Source organism: Microcystis sp. M53603_WE2, assembly GCF_030065435.1.
This window is the reverse complement of record NZ_JASJFF010000910.1, coordinates 1-2,297: the sequence shown is the minus strand read 5'-3', so window position 1 is coordinate 2,297 and position 2,297 is coordinate 1. Positions and strand designations below refer to the sequence as shown.

At 46.3% G+C, this 2,297-nt stretch carries 4 protein-coding genes; 2 read left to right on the top strand and 2 right to left on the bottom strand.

The features are described from left to right. Window positions 1-310 precede the first annotated feature (310 nt). Complete coding sequence (locus tag PX481_RS19325; protein WP_155119787.1) at window positions 311-460, bottom strand: hypothetical protein; 150 nt, start codon at window positions 458-460, stop codon at window positions 311-313. On the opposite strand from PX481_RS19325, the gene rpsP reads away from it, so the two are divergent. Both rpsP and PX481_RS19315 read left to right on the top strand, forming a co-directional pair. After that, a complete protein-coding gene (gene rpsP, locus PX481_RS19320) occupies window positions 459-707 on the top strand; it encodes a 30S ribosomal protein S16 (RefSeq protein ID WP_002736858.1) in 249 nt (82 codons plus the stop codon). The two genes, PX481_RS19325 and rpsP, sit on opposite strands and share 2 nt — an antisense overlap. Then, on the top strand, window positions 700-1,065 hold the full coding sequence (locus tag PX481_RS19315) for a KH domain-containing protein (RefSeq protein WP_002762468.1): 366 nt from the start codon (window positions 700-702) through the stop codon (window positions 1,063-1,065). Before rpsP ends, PX481_RS19315 begins: the two co-directional genes overlap by 8 nt. Window positions 1,066-1,074: 9 nt before the next feature. On the opposite strand, the gene obgE is transcribed toward PX481_RS19315, so the two are convergent. Further along, window positions 1,075-2,103 carry a GTPase ObgE gene (gene obgE / locus PX481_RS19310; RefSeq protein WP_002762467.1) on the bottom strand — a complete coding sequence of 343 codons (1,029 nt, stop codon included), beginning with the start codon at window positions 2,101-2,103 and terminating at the stop codon, window positions 1,075-1,077. Window positions 2,104-2,297: the final 194 nt, after the last annotated feature.

Below are 2,297 nucleotides of genomic sequence, written 5' to 3'. Positions count from 1 at the left end.
TTTTAAAATAAGGCTTTTGACCTGTTAAAGTCCGATGTTAGTGCAAGAAAATAGGATTGGGACTTTCAAAAACCTTGCATTATCCTTCTTGTAGTACATCGCTTGGTACACAAAACAAGGGCAACAAAGCCTGAAACGACTGGCTACTGACTCCTGACTCCTGAATCCTACCCCCAGGAAAAACTTTTTCAGCAGACCCTATTTACATATTTTATGCGATTTAATCCTTATTTTTGACGTTTTTGAACCCTCAAAAATTAATTATGCAAGAGGTTTAATTTAATCTTAATTTCGGGTGTGTTAGCCAAAACTAACACACTTCAACTTTGTACCTCACCATTAAGATATCGGCGTTATTTTCAATAATAGCCAATGGCTGCCGACCGTTTCCTCGATCGCCACTTGTGGAAATACCACCGGGATGAGTTAGAATCTGAAAGGAGAATTTTTGAGTAACCATGATCAAATTACGTCTAAAACGCTTTGGTAAAAAACGCGAAGCCAGTTATCGTATCGTTGCGGCCGTTAGCACCAGTCGTCGCGATGGTCGTCCCCTAGAGGAATTAGGATTTTACAATCCCCGTACCGATGAAGTGCGTCTGGATGAGGAAGGAATCATCCGACGCTTACAACAAGGAGCGCAACCGACGGACACCGTGCGCAGCATTCTCACCAAACAGAAAATTTTCGAGAAAATCAATGCCTAGTACCCCCAATTATCTCGAACTGGTGAAATTTATTATCGAGCCGTTTTTGGAAGAGCCGGCCAGTCTGAGATTGGATATCGAGCGCTGTAAGGAAAATGAACGTCTTTGGGTGCGTGTAGCCTTCGATGATGCCGATAAAGGCAAAGTTTACGGCCGGGGAGGACGCAATTTACAGGCGATTAGAACTACCCTAGAAATGGCGGCCGCGAGTGTGGGTCGCTCTCTTTATCTAGAAGTCTATGCGGCCGAAAATGAAGCTGAACAGCGCCGCACCCGTCGTTCTAATGGTAACTTTGAAGGTACGGAAAGAAGACCGAGCAATCGCCGACCACCCGCACCCCGGCAGCTCAACAACTAACGAGCGATTTTAGGAAAACAGGGAAGGGGTTTCATCCTCGACCCTCTCCAGTTGCTCTAATTGCTGCCAAACTTTGGCGAGTAGAGTGGTTAATCCGGCTCCTGTTACGGCGGAAATGGTCAAAATCTCGGCATTGGTTATTTTAGCAAACTGCTTTTGATAGTTATCTATCGTTTCCTCGTCCACAGCATCAATTTTGTTGAAAACCAGTATTTGCGATCGCTTTTCCAATTCCCGACCATAGGCGGCTAATTCCCCTTGGATAATTTGATAATCGGCGATCGGGTCTTCTGCTGTCAAGGAGACAAGATGAATTAACAGGCGTGTGCGTTCGATATGGCGTAAAAATTCATGTCCTAGGCCGATTCCTCGGTGCGCTCCCTCGATTAATCCTGGAATATCGGCGAATACCGTCCCATCTCCCGTGGGTTTGCGTACCACTCCCAAGTTAGGAATGAGAGTCGTAAAGGGATAATCGGCGATTTTGGGACGAGCAGAGGAAACGGCCGAGATTAGGGTGGATTTTCCCGCATTGGGCAGCCCGATAATGCCCACTTCCGCTAATAACTTCAATTCTAGGCGTAAATGGCGTTTTTCTCCCTCTAAACCGGGTAAAGCGTATTCGGGTGCGCGATTATTATTACTTAAAAAGTGGCGGTTGCCTAATCCCCCTTTTCCCCCGGCAGCCACGATTAAAGTCTGTTCGGGAGTGACCAAATCGCCGATAATTTCCTCGCTATCGAGATCGTAAACCACTGTACCACAGGGAACTTTAATAATGCGATCGCTACCGTTGGCCCCAGTGCAGTTGTTCGGGCCGCCCCGTTTACCGTCATCGGCCTTAAAATAGCGACTATACTGGAAATCTAGCAGGGTTTGCAGGTTCTGAGTCGCCACGAAAATCACCGAACCACCTTTTCCCCCATTACCTCCGGCCGGACCGCCGGCGGGGACGTATTTTTCCCGACGGAAAGCGACAATTCCATCACCTCCCTTACCCCCTTCCACTTCTATTTCGGCGCGATCAATAAACTGCATAAGATTAAGTAGTTAAAGTGAAAAGTCAAAACCAAAAAACCAATTAGCTGTTAGGTAAGTAATCTCAATTAATTGTTAGATAGTAGGACAGGCTTCTGGTTCCTGTTTTTTAATTGTAACCGGCTACTTAGTTGATGACAGGTGGTGCGTTACGAAGGCTTGTTACCTTCAAGTCAAAGCAGGAATTTTTGCCG

Coding starts and splice junctions, on each gene's coding strand:
- rpsP (WP_002736858.1), top strand. CDS start 459: ATGATCAAATTACGTCTAAAACGCTTTGGTAAAAAACGCGAAGCCAGT.
- PX481_RS19325 (WP_155119787.1), bottom strand. CDS start 460: ATGGTTACTCAAAAATTCTCCTTTCAGATTCTAACTCATCCCGGTGGT.
- PX481_RS19315 (WP_002762468.1), top strand. CDS start 700: ATGCCTAGTACCCCCAATTATCTCGAACTGGTGAAATTTATTATCGAG.
- obgE (WP_002762467.1), bottom strand. CDS start 2,103: ATGCAGTTTATTGATCGCGCCGAAATAGAAGTGGAAGGGGGTAAGGGA.